Source organism: Sphaerimonospora cavernae, assembly GCF_042435035.1.
In the GTDB taxonomy this organism is placed as follows: Bacteria; Actinomycetota; Actinomycetes; order Streptosporangiales; family Streptosporangiaceae; genus Sphaerimonospora; species Sphaerimonospora cavernae.
The window spans coordinates 28,356-43,503 of sequence record NZ_JBHMQT010000044.1 but is presented as its reverse complement, the minus strand read 5'-3'; the positions used below and the strand labels follow the sequence as shown (position 1 = coordinate 43,503).

The following is a 15,148-nucleotide window of genomic DNA, read 5'->3' as shown; positions in this document are numbered from 1 at the left end:
GGTGTTTCAGCGTCGTGCTCAGAGCCGCTGCCAGAGGGCGGGAACGTTCGGCGGCTCCCAGCCGGGCAGCCCGGTGTGCGCATGGAGACACCGGTAGCTCACGCCGCCGTAGATCACGACGTCGCCCACGCTGTACACCGTCCAGGGGGACCATTCCTGCTGCCAGAGGGCGGGCACGTTCGGCGGCTCCCAGCCGGGCAGCGAGACGTGCGACCGAAGGCAGTGATAGCGCACGCCGTCGTAGGTCACGACGTTGCCCGCGCTGTACGCCGTCCAGGGAGCCCAGGTGGTCGCCCCACGGCCAATGACGACCAGCGAGAACGACGTCGCGTGGCTGGCGGAGGCGCCGGCCGCGTTGAGGCCGATCGTGTAGGTCCCCGCCGCGGCGCTCGAGGACGTGGCGATCGTCACCGTGGACGACCGGCCGGCGGTGATCGTGGCCGGGCTCAAGGTCACGGTCACTCCGGAGGGCGCGTTGGCCGACAGCGTCAGGGGCTGCGCGCTACCGCTGGTCACCCGGGTGCTGAGGGTCGCGCTCGCTGACTGGCCTGCCCGGACGGTGACCGAGAACGGGCTGATCGAGAGCGAGAAGTCGTTGGCCGGGGGGGCGGTACAGGTCGGCTCACCGGACTGGGCGTTGACGCTGACCGCGCCCCAGGCCGCCTTGACCGCGTTGAACTCGGTGCAACTGTCCGGGAACAGCGACAGCGCCGACCGCAGCGTGGCCACCCGCGCCTTGGCGTGGGTCCACGGAGCGGTCTTGAGGTTGAGGCCGCCCATGAAGATCTGGCCGGCCTTCTGGATGCCGATCCCGGTCACCGTGCTGCTGTCGCAGGTCGGGCTGGCCGGCTTGCCGCCGCCGGGGTTGCTGCCCTCGGCCAGCAGGTAGAACCAGTGGTTCTGCGGGCCGGCCGCCGCGTGCACCTCGGTTCTGGGGATCGAGGAGCTGTAGCAGTTGGGGTCGCCCAGCGCGCTCGGGTTGTACATGTTGCGGATCGGGCCGCGCCCGGCGAGGTCGACCTTCTCGCCCACGAGGTAGTCCGGCGGGTCGTTGGGGTTGTCGGCGTAGTGCTCGGTCAGCGCGCCGAAGATGTCGCCGGTGGACTCGTTGAGCCCGCCTTCCTCGTTGCCGCTGCCGGCGCCGGAGCCGGAGAACTGGAAGATGGCGTGACCGTACTCGTGGCCGACCACGTCCATCGAGGTCAGCTGGTTGCCGGCCGAGCTGTGGCCGAATTGGGTGTAGGAGCCGTTCCAGTAGGCGTTGACGGCGTTGAGGCCGACCCGGGCGGGGAAGGAGCCGCCCGAGCCGTTGTGGCCGTTGCGGCCCAGCCAGTCGCGCAGCATGTCCCATTCCTGCTGCGCGGCGTACATCACGTCGACGCAGGCGGTCTCCAGGTCGGTGCCCGAGCCGTTGCCCCAGATGTCGACGGTCTTGCCAAAGGACGTGCCGTTCGGCCAGTCGCAACGTATGCCAGGCCGATTCGGGTCAATCAAGTAGTACAAGCCGTCGATATAGGAGGTGTCGATCGTAACGGTGCCGTTGTGGTAACCGTGACCGATGCCGTCTCTGACCTCGTCCCAGGTGTCGATCACCTTGCCGGTGCGGGCGTCGACGTAGACGTGCAGCACGCTGGGGGCCTGCTGCTTGCTCATGCCGGTGACCACGACCTCCCACGCCAGGCGCGGGGTGTCGGTCGTGGCGTGGACCAGCGGTTCCGGGGTGCTCGTGCTCTCGACGGTGGCCAGTTCGGCGCGGGCCGTGGCCGCCGCCGCGTCCGCCTTGACGGTGGCCTTGGGGTTGACGTTGACCGTGGCCTGCTGGCCGGTGACGACGGTGTCGACGACCTGGCCGGTCTTGTCGGTGGAAACGATCACGTCGCCGCCGTAGACCGGCAGCCCGCGGTAGCTGCGCTGGTAGGTCAGGTACTGCAGGCCGCGGGTGCCGGCGATGCTCCGTACCAGCTTGAACTGGTCATCCGCTGTTTTGTGCAGCAGTGCCGCGTTGGCGAGGAGGGCCTTGTCGGCGCTGACCATGGCGCTCTTGCGTTCCTGGTCGTCCGGTGGCTCGAACACCGGCTGCGGCGTGGGTGTCTCGGCGACGGCCTGGGCGGCCGCGGTCCTCGTCATCGCCGAGGCAGCGGGCACCGCCGTCAGCGAGGTGGCGATCACAATGACCGCCGCGGGCACCGCGACGACCGCTGACCTCTTCCTGGAATCCACTCTCGATGTCTCCTCTGCCTGGGGGGTGAGAAAGCCCGAATAGTCGGACTAACCCCAAGCTGACACCGAGAGTTAACGTCGAATACCCTTCGAGTTTCCATAGTGTCGAACTATGGAACTATCTCCATAAAAACCCCATCAAGGGCGAAAGTCAACGCCGTATATCCATATTTAATAGGGATATTTTGCTATCCCGCGTGACATGGCGGATGCGCCGAGGTGACCCTGATCCAGTCATCTCGATCATCGGCCGACAACACCTGTCGCCCGGGGACACTAGTCTGGGGGACGTCACGCGACCATGACCGTCTGGGAGAGTCCATGTTCGGGCCGGTGAACAGCATCCTGAGCCTCATCTTCTGGTTGCTCTCCATCGCGGCGTTCGTGATGTGCGCCTGGGCGCTCATCCACGCGCTGCGCATCCCCACTCGCGCCTTCCCTGCGGCGGGCAAGCAGACCAAGCCGCTCTGGCTCATCATCCTGGGCTTCGCGACGCTGTTCACCTTCGCCGGCGCGGTGAACTACTACGGGATGGGGATGCCGGGCCTCCTCACGATCATCTCGGTCATCGCCGCCGGCATCTACCTGGCCGACGTGAAGCCCGCGGTGAACGAGTATCGCGGGGGCGGCGGCAGCCAGGGGCCGTACGGTCCCTGGTAAGGCGCCGGCGACGGGTGGTCAGAGCCAGTCACGGGCGCGGAACACCCGGTAGAGCACCACCGACACGAGCACGATGGCCAAGGTGGACGTCAGGAACCCCCACGGGGCGCCGAAGCCGGGAAACGGGATGTTCTGCCCATAGAAGCCGGTGATCATAGTGGGCACGGCGATGATGGCCGCCCAGCTCGTCACCCGCTTCATGATCATATTCATCCGGTTTCCCTGCATGGTCAGCTGCGCCTCCCGGACGTTGCCGAGGAGGTCGCGCAGCGACTCGGTCCATTCGGAGGCACGCAGGACCTGGTCGTACACGTCCTGGAAGTACGGAGACAGCGCACCGTCGCCGATCTCCTCGTTCCGCCGCAGGAGAGTGTTGACCACCTCCCGCATCGGCATGACGATCCGGCGGAGCGTGACCAGGCTCTTGCGCAGCTCGTACGTGCGCCGCTGCTCGTCGGGGCCGACCGGCCGCTCATCGAACACCATCTCCTCGAGCGCCTCGATCTGCTCGTCCATCGCCTCGACCGTGTCGAAGTGGCTGTCCACCACGTAGTCGAGCAGCCCGTGGATCAGGAAGGCCACGCCGTGTTCGGCCAGGCGCGGCGACTCGTCCCAGCGCCGGACGACCTCGTCGATGGCGAAGTCGTCGGAGGTCCGTACGGTGACCAGTGCGTGACCGGTGATGAACACGGCCACGTCGGCGACCTCCAGCCGTCCCGACTCCGCGTCGAAGCGGGCGGCGTAGACGTTCAGGAACTTGTGGCTGTCGTAGACGTCGAGTTTCGGCCGCTGTTTGCGCTGCAGGGCGTCCTCGACCGCCAACTCGTGGAGCCCCAGCTCCTCGCTGATCGCGCGCAGGTCGTCCTCGGTGGGCGCGTGCAGATCCACCCACACGACGGCGGACGGATCCTCCAGGTGATCCGACACGTCGACGACCGGAAAGCCTTCGGCCGTCAGGACCCCATGCCGGTACAGGCGCGTACGTGCCATGACCGAACAGCCTACGGCCGAGGACCAGCTAATGCACGAGCCGGACATTCAGGGCCGGTAATCTGCGGCCTCATGATGGATGTCGCTCGCCAGCTCCGGTTGGCGGTCCTGCTCGCCGTCCTCGCCGCACTCGCCGCGCTCGGCCCCGCGGCCGCGCCCGCGTCCGCGTCCGCGGATCGCGGAACGACCGTTGCCGACGACGACGTGGTCATGGAGCTCGGCAAGAACGGCGTGCTCCACGTCAAGGAGACGATCACCTTGTCGGGTGGTCCGCTCAAGCGGACGTTGCTCACCCGCACCCGCTACGACGACGGCCATGACCGCCTCTACCAGATCGCGAACGTCAAGGGCGCGACCTTCGACGGCGAGACGCTGACCGTCAAGGAGAGCGGCACCGTCGAGTACGACGTGACCGGCGCGGTCACTCCCGTGGCGACCGGCGAGGAGCTGCGCTGGTTCGCCGTGGCGGGTCCGGTGCGGAACGCGACGGTGCGGGTCACCGGCCCCGGCAGGGTGCAGAACCTGACCTGCTTCGCCGGTGAGCCGACCTCGGCCATGGCGTGTACGGCGGCGTCGACCGACGAGGCCGGCACGACCGCGGCGTTCGAGCACCAGGGCCTCGTGGCCGGCCAGACGCTGACCGTCATCGTCGGTTATCCGACGGGCGCCACCGGGGCCGCCCCGATCCTGGAGCGCCGCTTCGAGCTGTCCAACGCGTTCGCGCTCAACACGGTGACCGTGCTCTCACTCGTGGCGCTGCTGGTCCTGCTGCTGGGCGGCGTCGGCCTGCTGTACTGGGCCCGCGGTCGCGACGCCCGGATCATCGGCGGCGAACCAGGCGAGGTCAGCGGCCACCAGAGCGGTCATTTCACTCCGCCGGACGGGGTGCGGCCCGGTCAGATCGGCACGCTCTTCGACGAGCACGCGGACGTGATCGACGTGACCGCCACCATCGTCGATCTCGCCGTACGCGGCTATCTGCGCATCGACGAACAGCCCCGGCAGACGTACGAGACTCCGGACTGGCGGCTTGTCAGGCTGCCCAGGGCGCCGCTGGGCAGCCTGCTCCCCTACGAGCGCGCACTGCACAACGCGATCTTCGACGGCCGGGACGAGGTGGCGCTGTCGCGGCTTCGCGGGTCGTTCGCCGCCGAGCTCGACAAGGTGCGTGACGCGCTGTATCAGGATGTCGTCACACAGGGATGGTTCGCCAGGCGCCCGGACTCCGTCCGGACTCGATGGACGACCGCCGGCGTGATCGTCATCGTGCTCGGCATGGCGACGACCGCACTGCTCGCCTGGCTCACGACGTACGGCCTGCTCGGACTCGCTGTGATCATCGCAGGGGCGGCGCTGGCATACGGTGGGCAGTTCATGCCCGCCAAGACCGCCAAGGGCGCCGCCGCCCTGGCGCGCGTCCTGGGGTTCCGGGAGCACCTCGCGACCGGCGGCATCGACGATGTGCCCGCCGTCAAGCGGATCGAACTGTTCTCACGCTATCTGCCGTACGCGGTGATCTTCGACAGCGTGGACCGGTGGGCGCGCGTGGTGAGCACGGGCGACGGCGTCGCCGGACAGTACGGCACCGGCAACGGGCACAGGGCCGACAATCTGTACTGGTACGAGGGGCCGGCCGAGTGGGATCTGTCGAGGTTCGCCGACTCGATGCGGACGTTCACGATGACCACGTCCGGTGCGATCTCCGCCGCCCGCCACGCCCGATCGCAGTGACCGGGGCGGCTCAAGCCTGACGGACGCGGATCTCGCCGACCGGCTCGCCGCCGCCGAACAACGGCATGGTGGCGAGTCCGGCCAGCTCCGGCGCGTCCAGTCCGACAGCGCGCAGCGCGGCGACCGTCACCGGCGTACGGGCCCGGTCGCCGCCATCCACGATCTTGATGGCGCCGGCCCGGCCATCGGAGAAGGCGAAGGCGTTGAACGCCTCGGCGCCCACCTTCACCAGCAGCCCGGGGATCGCCCGCATGAGCTCCGCCTCCGGCCGTGCCGTACCACTCGTCCACTGGGGGTGGGCGCGCATGGCGTCGGCGATCCGCCGTTCCGGGCTGCCGGGGGCGGCCACCGGGAGCCGGCGGAAGGCGCGTACGACACCGGCCATCGAGACGAAGAACAACGGGGCGCCGCAGCCGTCCACGCCGGTCGCCGCGACCCGTTCACCGGTGAGCTCCTCGACCGTCGCCCTGATCGCCCGCTGCAGCGGGTGCCCGGGACGCAGATATCCCTCGGTCGGCCAGCCGTTCACCGCACACGTGGCGAGCATCGCCGCGTGCTTGCCCGAACAGTTCATGTAGATCCTGGCGGGCGCGCCGTGCTCCCGGACGACCCGATCGCGCGACGCCCGGTCGAGAGGCATGTCCTCGGGGCAGCCCAGGGCGTGCTCGTCCAGCCCCACCCCGGCCAGGATCTTCCGTACGCCGTCGATGTGGAAGGACTCGCCGCTGTGGCTGGCGCAGGCGAGCGCGAGCAGTTCGTCCTCGAGCGGCAGGCCGCGGCGGGCCATGGCCAGCGCCTGAAGCGGCTTCATCGCGGAGCGGGGAGAGGTGAGGCTCTCCGTGTCGCCGTGGACCAGGACCGGCGAACCCTGCGCGTTCACCACGTGTACCCGCGCCCGGTGGACGGACTCGACGAACCCGGAACGGACCACCTCGACGATCAGCTCAGACATAGTGGGCAGTTTATGAAGCCGGTCGGCATGGCAGAATTCGGGGCCATGCGTGCTGTCGTTCAGCGGGTCGGCTCCGCGTCAGTAGTGGTCGAAGGCAAGGTCGTCGGCGCGATCGACGAGCCGGGCCTGCTCGTGCTCATCGGCGTCACCCACACCGACGGGCGGGCCGAGGCGGCCAGGCTCGCCGCCAAGCTGTGGGGGCTGCGCGTCCTGCATGGCGAGAAGTCGTGCTCCGACGTGGCCGCGCCGCTGCTCGTGATCAGCCAGTTCACGTTGTACGGCGACGCCCGCCGGGGCCGCCGCCCCACCTGGCAGGCGGCGGCGCCGGGCCCGGTGGCCGAGCCGCTGGTCGAGGCCGTGATCGAGGAACTGCGGGCGTTGGGCGCCCGGGTGGAGACCGGGGTGTTCGGCGCCGACATGAAGGTCTCGCTGACCAACGACGGCCCGATCACCCTGATCCTCGAGGTCTGATCCCGGCCTCGTCAGCGGAGGCGGCGGCGCAGGGCTGGGTCGATCTTGACGTTCCGGCCGGCGTCCGGGGGGACGACGACCTCCTGTGCGGCGGCCACGCCGCCCGCCAGCAGATCGATGTCCACCGGCACGGTCCGCTTCACAACGGCCAGGGCTATCGGGCCCAGTTCGTGATGGCGGGCCGACGAGCCGACGAACCCGAGCTGACCCGGCTCGGCCGCCCCTTCGACGGCCGCCTCCGGCTCGGCCTCCACCGGCTTGCCGACGCCGAGCGTCACGGGCGCACCGTGCGGCGGCAGCACGTCCACGCTGCCGTCCAGATGCAGGAAGACCAGCCTGCGCGGCGGGTGGCCGAGGTTGTGGACCCTGGCGACCGTCTCCTGGCCCCGGTAGCAGCCCTTGGTCAGGTGTACGGCGGCGCCGATCCAGCCGACCTCGTGCGGGATCGTCTTGTGGTCGGTCTCGAAGCCCAGCCTGGGGATGTGAGCCGCGATCCGCAGCGCCTCGTACGCCCAGAGCCCGGCCGGCCGCAGGTCCAGGTCGGCGGGGAGGCCGGCCAGCCGGTCACGCGGCACCAGCAGATCGCCGCCGACGGTCACGATGCCGTCGCCGACCATCGCCACCGCCTCCGCGGCGCCCGGCGCGGTGATGGAGACCACGGCGTAATCAGGGCTGACGTCGGTCACCTCGACCCGCAGCGTGAACCGCATCTTCTCCAGGAAGGCGACCAGCTCTCCCGAGGTGCCCGGCTCGACATGGCCCCAGATGGCCTCGCCGTCGTCCACCAGGGTCAGGTGGTGCTCGACCCGGCCCTGCGGGTCGAGGAACAGGGTCTCGGTGGGGGCGCCCGGTTCGAGGGTGTCGAGTTTCTGCGAACTCAGGCTGTTGAGCCAGCTCAACCGGTCGGGACCGGAGATTCGTACGACCCCCCGGTTGCTCCGGTCGACGAGCGCCCGGCCGGCCGCGAGCGCGCGCTGCTCCCCGTACGGATCACTGTAATGCGCGGCGACCGAATTGTCCGGTGCATCCCCGGCGACCGCCCCAGGTGTGTCAAGCAATGGGCTCCGCATGGCCCAAGGCTACCGCTGGGGTGCGCCGTACGGATCAGCGGCAGCCGCGGCAGCGCCCGAAAACGGTGAGATGCCGGACATCGGTGACGAAGCCCAGCTGCTCGTTGAGCGCGGACACCAGGCCGTGGACGAGATCCGGGGCGACCTCGGTGACCTCACCGCATCCCCGGCAGACGAGATGCACGTGATCGGCCTCGGAGGCGAGATGGTAGGTGGGCGCGCCGTGGCCGAGGTGGGTGTGGGTGACCAGCCCAAGCTCTTCGAGCAGCTCCAGCGTGCGGTAGACGGTCGAGATGTTCACACCCCGGGCGGTCTCCTGCACGCGCGAGCAGATCTCCTCCGGCGTGGCGTGCCCCATCTCGGTGACCGCCTCCAGCACGAGCTGCCGTTGGGGAGTGACCCGGTAGCCCCGCGCGCGCAGCTCCTCGTGCCAAGTCTCGACCATGACCAGAGTTTAGGTCGTGTTTCACGAGTCATGGCCTGCTGTGCACGGCCAGATCGCCATACGTTACATATCCGGGCGAATCCCCCCACAGATAATCGTTTGCCCGGCCCGGGGCGGCTCGCATACGGTGCAGATACGCAGAAGGGAGGTGGTCCAAACAATGGTTGATCATTCTTGGGCTAGCGAGGTGGCTGTCCGCTAGGCGGCGCCCATCGGGACCTTCCGTCCGGATGTCGTACGACGTCTGGCGAATCCACAACAGTCACCGGAACCCCGGGCGGCCGGCGGCCGAGCACGTTTCACGTCCTCGGCCATGGTCCAGCCGGCCCGCCTCTCAGAGAGATCCTCTCCAGAAGAGCCTCTTGAGAAGCGGAGCACGCCCGGGGTTCTTCCATGCCTCAGGCGTCGGCTCCGGGGTCGAAGTCGGCGACCTTCTTGAGCTCGGCCGACGCGTGCGACTGGAGCGGTTGTCCGACCGCCGCCATGTCATAGGCGTACATGAGGTTGCCGTTCACCAGGCCGTAGAGCCGGTGGCCCGCGCTGTACTCCTTGGACGTCACGGTGCGCGCGACGATGTCGGTGCGCAGCTCGATCTTGTGGAAGACGACCTCGCCCACGTAGATCTCCACGATGCCGGTGGGATGGGCGATGCAGACCTCCAGTTGGCGCTCGGGCAGGATCCGCCAGAAACCAGTCTCCCTGGCCAGCGGGCGGACCTTGACGCCCTCGGCGTCCAGCAGCCAGGTCCGGCTCTCGTAGGTGAGGAACGGCTTTCCGTTGTGCCCGAACGCCACCTCCTGCCCGAAGTTGGCGCTCTCCATCGTCGGATAGCCGATCACACCGGCCCCCTCCCAGCGGCCAAGGAGGAAGGCGATCGGCTCAAGGTCGGGATGTTGGTCCATGGAATCGAGCTTAGAAGCAACAGGACACCGTGCTCGTCGTCCGAGAGCGCACTCCCCGCCCATGGAGGCATTTATCCCTACTTGTACGGCACGCGACGCCGTCGCCCGAAGGCTCAGGGACTAGGCTGCGAGCATGGCACGATCACTGGTGATCAAGGTGACCGCCGGGGCCGACGCACCCGAGCGGTGCAACCAGGCGTTCACCGTCGCGGCGGCCGCCCTGGCCGCCGGCGTACCGGTCTCGCTCTGGCTGACGGGCGAGTCGTCGTGGTTCGCACTGCCCGGCCGGGCCAAGGAGTTCTCCCTGGCGGAGGCGCCGCCGCTGCAGGACCTGCTCGACGCGATGCTCGCGGGAGGCCGGGTCACACTGTGCACGCAGTGCGCCGCCCGCCGCGGCATCACGGTCGACGACGTCATCGAAGGCGTGCGGATCGCGGGGGCCTCGACGTTCGTCGAGGAGATCCTCACCGACGGCACCCAGGCCCTCGTCTACTGAACTCTCCTACTCAGGCGGGGGGCAGCACGGCTGTGAGGCGCTCCTCACGCAGCCGCTGGTACCAGCTGTCGTCGATCGGCGTGAGCGGCCCGACGACCCAGCTGAGCAGCAGGTCCGCGAGGGCCGGGTTGCGAGCGAGCGCGGGGCCGTGCAGGTAGGTCCCGATGACCCTGCCCGCGTAGCAGCCCTCCGTGCCGTCGCCGTTGCCGGTCCCGACGATCGTCCGGGAGAGCGGGCGCACGCCGGGCCCGAGCCTGGTGACGCCCATGTGGTTCTCGAATCCGGTCAGCCTGGGCAGGCCGCCCAGGGCGGGATCGACGTCGGCGGCCAGCTCACCCACCGCGCGCCGCTCACCCCGGACCGAGCTGATGTCGAGCAGGCCGATGCCCTCCACCGGCCGGCCGTCCTCACCGCCGAAAACCGAGCCCATGATCTGGTAGCCGGCGCAGACCGCCAGCAACGCCGCGCCGCGCGCCACCGCCGTACGCAGCCCGCCGTCCCTGCGCAGCCGTTCGGCGCCGAGGATCTGTGGCCGGTCCTCTCCGCCGCCGAGCAGGTAGATGTTCCCCTGCTGCGGCACCGGATCGGCGGAGCGGACGTGGATCGTCCTGGTCGCGATGCCCCGGGCCCGGGCGCGGTGCTCCAGCACCAGCACGTTGCCCTGATCTCCGTAGGTGCTGAGCAGGTCCGGATAAATCCAGACAATAGACAGTTCAGATTGCACGGCCGAACTCCGCTCGAATCTGCTGGAACGCGGTGTAGTTGGCGATCACATCGGCCCGACCGGGCGGCACGAGCGCCATCGCCTGCTGGAACGAGTCGCAGACCTGGAACGGCACGCCGGCCACGGCGAGCCTCAGCGCCAGGTCGAGACGCCGCTCACCGGCCACCAACACGGGACGGCCGGCCAGGACCCGGTAGTCCACATCCCAGAGCCAGGAGGTGTCACGGCCGTCGGGTCCCTGAGCGTTCACCGACAGGATGATCGGCAGCGCGGGATCGGCGACATCGAACGCCTCCAGCCAGCCGGCCGGGTTCTTGGCCAGCAGCAGTCGCAGCGCGCGGCCGTCGCGCTCGACCATGGTGTAACGCCCGGCGACCGAGGTGACCATGCGCAACCTGGGCAGGGCCCTGGCCGGATCGAGCCAGAACGCCTCGGTGACCGCCAGCGCCATCGCGGCGTTCGACCGGTTGGCCTCACCGGGAAGCTGGATGTCGAGCCGCCAGCGGGCGCCGCGCGGGTCGATGACGTCCTCCCCGTCGAGCACCCAACTGGGCTCGGGGCGGCGGAAGGGGCACTCGCGACAGGCCCAGGCGGCCCCGGAAGCGGAGCGGTCGAGCGGACCGCCGCACTCGGGGCAGCACCAGGAGTCCTCACGCCAGCGCTGCCCGCCCGCCACCCACGTGACCTGGGCGGCGGTGGAGGCGCCCCAGGTCACCAGCGGGTCGTCGCAGTTGGCGATCACGTGCACCGGCTTTCCGCTGAGCGCCCTGCGCCACTTCTGCGCGAGCTGCCAGATCTCGCCCGCCCGGTCCATCTGGTCACGGCTGAGGTTCATGAGGCAGACGATGCCGGCCTGGGTCGTGTCGAGCACCTCGGGCAGGTACTTCTCGTCGACCTCCAGCACGCCGTACGGCGCGTCCTTGGCTGAGGCGAGCGCCGAGACATGCCCGGCGGGCATGTTGGCGCCGAACGCGTTGGTCGCGACCTCGCCGAGCTCCTGCAGCGCCGAGGTGATCAACCGGGTCGTGGTGGTCTTGCCGTTCGTGGCGCTGACCAGCACGAGCTTGCGGTCCGCCGCGAGCTTGCGCAGCAGGTCGGGCTCCAGCATCAGGCCGACCCTGCCGCCGATGACCGAACCGTCACCACGCCCGGTGGCCCGGGACAGCGTCGCCGCCGTACGGCCCAGGGCGCTGGCAAGCTGCGCCCGCAACGGAAGCTGACTCATGCCCGTGATCCTAGTGCGCCTGCCACGGGTCCCTGTCGGGCGCGTCCCGGCCGCCACCGGCGCGTCGGGTGCTTCAGGGGGCGTTCGAAACACGACCCAGCCCGTCCGGGCCGGTGAAGGAGAGCTCGGCCGGGGTCTCTCCGTCGAAGGGGAGCACGAAGCGGCGCGGCCACGACAGCACGGTCTCCAGCCAGCCTGCCGCCATCGTCTGGGCGACGTACCTGAACCGGTCGCGTGGCTCCACCGCGAGCGCGACGGTCATCACGTCCCGCTGGATGCCCTCGTGCTCGTCGTCGCCGAGGATCACCCGCCAGGCCAGCGCCCGGTTGCGGTCGACCTCCATCGACAGCGGGTGATGGCGCAGCGCCCTGGCCCGATGGCCGAGCAACTCCGTACGGACGCCGAGCGCCACGGCGCCGCCTCGCCCGCCGGCGGAGGCCGTCGAGGTCTCGGCAGTCTCGGCAGTCTCGGCGGGGCCGTCGGCGACGGGCTCCCCCGTCCCGAACAGGGGGTATTCCATGGCCGGAGCGGGACTGCGCAGGTCGGGCGCCGGGCGGCCGAAGGGGAACAGCCGGTCCACCTCGTGCAGCCAGCGGACCTGTGGGATCACCCAGCCCGGCCCGGGCCGTTCGCCGGCGCGCATCGGCGGCGTCCGCTCCCGCTGTCCGAGCAGCCCGGCCGCGACCTCGGCGGCCCTCTCGGTGAGCCGCGCGGGGTCGAAGCACGTGCGCAGCGACCAGGCCCGGCCGGCGACCGCCTGCTCGACCAGCGTGGCCAGCAGGCACTCCCGGCGCTTGACCGGCAGCTCCGCCCAGAGGTCGGAGAGCACGCGCGGCACCCCGGGCAGCGACCGGTTCGTCACGAACGCCAGGATCACCGTGTCGGTCCAGATCCGCAGCCAGGCCCATTCGGGTGCGGCCGCGAGCAGGTCGGCCTCCCGCAGCTCGATCAGCGTGCACGCCCTGCCCGTACGGCACTCGCCGCCGCAGGCGGCCGAGCGGCGCCCCCGGATCGGCGGCACCGGGCTGTGCGTCGGGCGCTCCCGGTCCTCCCCCAGCGGCACCCGGATCCGCAGCGGCCGGTCCATGCCGTCGGCGAAGACCGCGGCGTGCCCGGGCTGGAGCGAGACGACCTGGCGGGACTGGTCCTCGCTCAGGTTCATCGCCGCCCCCACGAGCTGCCGGTCGTCCTCGGCCGGGAGCCGGTGCACGACCTTGAGCGCCGTGTTCTTCACGACGTCGGACACGAGCTTGGTCGGGATCTGCTCGGCCACGATGATGCCCTCGCCGTACGCCCTGATCTCGGCGAGCATCCCGGCGAGCAGTTCGACCGCGTGGGTGGAGGCGCGCTGGGCGCCGCGGTCGCGCAGCAGGCGGTGCGCCTCCTCGATCACGATGACGTGGCGGAGCCCGCGCTCCCGCTGCTCGTGCCGCGGCTCCTGCCTGGCCCGCATCCGCAGGTGCTCGACGATCCGGATGATCAACGTGCCCATCAGAAACGCCTTGTCCTCGTCGTTGGCGACGTCCTCGATCGCGAGCACGACGTTGCGCTGAAGCAGCCCGCCGATGTCGGCGGGATGGCCACCCTCGAAGAACCTGCCCGCGCTGCCCACCCGCAGGCTGCGCAGGCGCAGGCTGATGAACCCCTCGACGTCGGCCTGGACCTCGTTGCCGTAGCCGATCTCCTGGATCACCTCGAGCGCGTGCTGCTGGAGCTGCTCGAGGGTCGGCACCGCGGGCTGTACGGCCGCGCCGGGGATGCCGCCCCCGGTCACCACGTCCCACCCGTTGGCCTCGTACACCCGCTGCAGCGCGAGTGACATGATCTGCGGGAACGGCTCCTCGGCGTCGAAGGCGGCCATGAAGAGCGCCCGGACCATGTCGATGTGCGCCTGGACCGGATAGCCCGGCTCGGGAGCCAGCGGGTTCACGCTGATCGGCACGTTGCCGGGCGCCGACGGGTTGATCACGGTCACCGGGGCCAGTTGCTCGACGCGGCCGGCCATCGCGGCGTACTCCGACTTGGCCGGCTCGATCGCCAACCAGGGGATCCCCGCCTCGGTGAGCCGCTCCAGCAGGTGCCTGACGGTCTGGGACTTGCCGGAACCGGTCGCCCCGGTGACGAACGCGTGACGGTTGAGCGTGGCCAGCGGCACCCGGAACGTGCCGACCGTCCGGTCCTGTCCGTCGACGATCGCGCCGAGATCGATCAGCTCGCCCGAGCCCTCCACCTCGGCCTCGCTCGTCACGTCGAAGAAGCCGGCGTCGAGCACGCGCACTCCCGGCACCTCCCGCCGGGGCAGTCCGGCGAGCGCGGCGAGCGCGCCCGCCGTGGCCGCGAACGGCGCGCCCGCGCCGTCGGCGGAGTCCTGCAGGTTGACCGTGAGCGCCTCGGCGAAGCCGTACACCGAATCGCACCCGCCGTCCCCGGTGAGGGCCGGCAGCGACATGGCGCTGCGCAGCCGGTAGGGGTGGTGGCTCATCTCCACGGAACCGACGAGCACCGGTGCGATCTGGCGCAGCTCGTCGGGCCCGGCGGCGCCGGCGAGCACCCGCACGTTCCACAGCCCGGCCTCGCGGAAGGCGTCGAGCTCCTGCATCCTGCGCTCGGCCCGCTCGGCGTCGAACCGCGACCGCTCGGAGGCGTCGCCGTACTGTCGCAGCACGTTGAGCTGGGTGCGCAGGTGGGTGACCTCCGCGTCGAGCAGGTCGGTCGGCTCGGCCACCACCACCCAGCCGAACGGCCGGGACATGAGCGTGACCAGCGTGGACTCGAACAGCGTCGGCCGCTTGTGCTCGTCGGGCTCGGGCTCGCGCCTGCCGTACAACGGGGGTGCCTGGCGGCCGGGGCACGGCGTCCACACCAGGTCCGCCAGGTCGTCCAGCCACTCGTCGCCGATCTCCACCCCACGGGCGCCACCGGGGAACAGCAGCGGCTGGGGACTGGCGACGTGGGACTCACCGGGTGCCGTCGCACGCCTGGGCGGGCGGGGCGGGGAGAGCGGCCCGGCGTTCGTGATCAGCTCGAGCGGGGCGCCCGAGCCCCGGGAGAGCCAGCCGATGACGAACGGCCGGTTGCGCTGGGCGGCGGAAAGGACAGCCGGGAGAACCGTGACGAAGTCCCACTCAGCGGATGAACTGCGCGAGGGGGCTGTTATCGCCTGGATTCGGTACCACGGCCCGCTCAGGGGAAACGGATGCATGAGAACCCTCGGTCGACGACGAACAGGGAAGAGACTCCTTCAACCATCACGTGCGCATGG

Annotated in this window: 13 protein-coding genes; 4 read left to right on the top strand and 9 right to left on the bottom strand. The window is 70.2% G+C overall.

Annotation, left to right across the window (positions count from 1 at the left end):
* Positions 1-18: 18 nt before the first annotated feature.
* Positions 19-2,220, bottom strand: coding sequence for a carbohydrate-binding protein (locus ACFHYQ_RS20150; protein ID WP_394302702.1), 2,202 nt, complete (start codon positions 2,218-2,220; stop codon positions 19-21).
* Positions 2,221-2,541: 321 nt separating this feature from the next.
* Here ACFHYQ_RS20150 and ACFHYQ_RS20145 point away from each other — a divergent pair, with 321 nt between their 5' ends.
* The gene (locus tag ACFHYQ_RS20145; RefSeq protein ID WP_394302701.1) at positions 2,542-2,880 is read left to right on the top strand and encodes a DUF2516 family protein; all 339 of its coding nucleotides are present in this window, start codon (positions 2,542-2,544) and stop codon (positions 2,878-2,880) included.
* Positions 2,881-2,898: 18 nt separating this feature from the next.
* Here ACFHYQ_RS20145 and ACFHYQ_RS20140 read toward each other — a convergent pair whose 3' ends face one another.
* Positions 2,899-3,870 (bottom strand): magnesium transporter CorA family protein, encoded by a 972-nt coding sequence (locus ACFHYQ_RS20140; protein WP_394302700.1) that lies wholly within the window; start codon positions 3,868-3,870, stop codon positions 2,899-2,901.
* 72 nt (positions 3,871-3,942) lie between these two features.
* Between ACFHYQ_RS20140 and ACFHYQ_RS20135 the strand changes: the two genes are divergently transcribed.
* Positions 3,943-5,601 carry a DUF2207 domain-containing protein gene (locus ACFHYQ_RS20135; protein ID WP_394302699.1) on the top strand — a complete coding sequence of 553 codons (1,659 nt, stop codon included), beginning with the start codon at positions 3,943-3,945 and terminating at the stop codon, positions 5,599-5,601.
* Between the two features lie 10 nt (positions 5,602-5,611).
* Here ACFHYQ_RS20135 and ACFHYQ_RS20130 read toward each other — a convergent pair whose 3' ends face one another.
* Positions 5,612-6,553: an asparaginase gene (locus ACFHYQ_RS20130; protein WP_394302698.1), complete on the bottom strand. Its 942-nt coding sequence runs from the start codon at positions 6,551-6,553 to the stop codon at positions 5,612-5,614.
* Positions 6,554-6,598: 45 nt separating this feature from the next.
* On the opposite strand from ACFHYQ_RS20130, the gene dtd reads away from it, so the two are divergent.
* Positions 6,599-7,024: a D-aminoacyl-tRNA deacylase gene (dtd, locus tag ACFHYQ_RS20125; RefSeq protein WP_394302697.1), complete on the top strand. Its 426-nt coding sequence runs from the start codon at positions 6,599-6,601 to the stop codon at positions 7,022-7,024.
* Positions 7,025-7,035: 11 nt separating this feature from the next.
* Here the strand turns inward: dtd and ygfZ are convergent, their stop codons facing one another.
* The 3 genes from ygfZ to ACFHYQ_RS20110 form a co-directional block, all read right to left on the bottom strand.
* Positions 7,036-8,094, bottom strand: a complete 1,059-nt coding sequence (gene ygfZ / locus ACFHYQ_RS20120) for a CAF17-like 4Fe-4S cluster assembly/insertion protein YgfZ (protein ID WP_394302696.1) — start codon at positions 8,092-8,094, stop codon at positions 7,036-7,038.
* Positions 8,095-8,128: 34 nt separating this feature from the next.
* The gene (locus tag ACFHYQ_RS20115) at positions 8,129-8,539 is read right to left on the bottom strand and encodes a Fur family transcriptional regulator (protein WP_394302695.1); all 411 of its coding nucleotides are present in this window, start codon (positions 8,537-8,539) and stop codon (positions 8,129-8,131) included.
* A gap of 398 nt (positions 8,540-8,937) precedes the next feature.
* Positions 8,938-9,441, bottom strand: a complete 504-nt coding sequence (locus ACFHYQ_RS20110) for a heme-binding beta-barrel domain-containing protein (protein ID WP_394302694.1) — start codon at positions 9,439-9,441, stop codon at positions 8,938-8,940.
* Between the two features lie 133 nt (positions 9,442-9,574).
* Between ACFHYQ_RS20110 and ACFHYQ_RS20105 the strand changes: the two genes are divergently transcribed.
* Entirely contained in the window at positions 9,575-9,937 is a 363-nt protein-coding gene (locus ACFHYQ_RS20105; protein WP_394302693.1) for a DsrE family protein, read from the top strand.
* A 10-nt stretch (positions 9,938-9,947) separates the two neighbouring features.
* On the opposite strand, the gene ACFHYQ_RS20100 is transcribed toward ACFHYQ_RS20105, so the two are convergent.
* From ACFHYQ_RS20100 to ACFHYQ_RS20090, 3 genes are all read right to left on the bottom strand, one after another.
* Positions 9,948-10,661: a type 1 glutamine amidotransferase gene (locus ACFHYQ_RS20100; RefSeq protein ID WP_394302692.1), complete on the bottom strand. Its 714-nt coding sequence runs from the start codon at positions 10,659-10,661 to the stop codon at positions 9,948-9,950.
* A complete protein-coding gene (locus tag ACFHYQ_RS20095) occupies positions 10,651-11,886 on the bottom strand; it encodes a MurT ligase domain-containing protein (protein WP_394302691.1) in 1,236 nt (411 codons plus the stop codon). The genes ACFHYQ_RS20100 and ACFHYQ_RS20095 overlap by 11 nt, the downstream gene beginning before the upstream one ends.
* Positions 11,887-11,959: 73 nt before the next feature.
* Complete coding sequence (locus tag ACFHYQ_RS20090; RefSeq protein WP_394302690.1) at positions 11,960-15,088, bottom strand: ATP-binding protein; 3,129 nt, start codon at positions 15,086-15,088, stop codon at positions 11,960-11,962.
* Positions 15,089-15,148 lie beyond the last annotated feature (60 nt).